We start from the raw sequence: 656 nt of genomic DNA, 5'->3' as shown, positions 1-656 counted from the left end.
CCGTACAGGAACGTGCGCTTCGACAGGTTGTACGTCGTGCCGAGCACGTACATGATCGCGTGGCCCGACGGATCGTGCGACGCGTCGCCGCCGCCATCGCCGACCTTCACGTAATACCCGCCGCCCGTCACCGCCCACTGCGGCGTGGCCGTGTAGGTCGCGCCGAGCCAGTAGTGATCGGCGCGATCGGCGACGCCCGCCGGGCTGTCCGGCGCCTGGTAATGCGTATACGCCCCCTGGATCTTGAACTTCGACACCTTCACGTTCGCGCCGACGAAATACTCGCGCGACGCGGTGAAGATGTTGCTGAACTTGCCGTTGTTGTCGCGCAGCTCGTCGTAGAGGCCGCGCACGTCGAGCATCGGCGAGTGATACGAGATCATGATCCCGTCCGAGCGGCCGAAGTCGTCGGCCGCGCCGTAGTTGAAGCCGCGCGACTGGTTGCCGAACGCATACTGCGCCTGCACGTCGAAGCCGCCGATCACCGGGCTGTGATATTCGATGTTGTTGCTGCTCTGCTGCCAGTTGCGGCCGCGCACGAGCGATGCGGACGAAAACGCCTGCTGCACGAACGGATCGAATTCCCACACGCCGTCGCTGTCGATGAACAGGTTGCGGCCGGCCTGCAGCTGGCCCCACGTGTCGCTCTTCAGGCC

1 protein-coding gene is annotated in these 656 nt (G+C 65.2%); it reads right to left on the bottom strand.

Going from position 1 to position 656, the window contains the following annotated elements; all coding sequences use genetic code 11:
* The coding region (locus DID99_RS36835) for a porin (protein WP_148094723.1) at positions 1-656 on the bottom strand (656 nt) is incomplete at both ends.

Origin of the sequence: Burkholderia sp. Bp8986, assembly GCF_003854225.1 — a bacterium.
Lineage (GTDB): Bacteria > Pseudomonadota > Gammaproteobacteria > Burkholderiales > Burkholderiaceae > Burkholderia.
The sequence above is the reverse complement of the archived record's forward strand: the minus strand, read 5'-3'. Positions and strand labels throughout refer to the sequence as shown.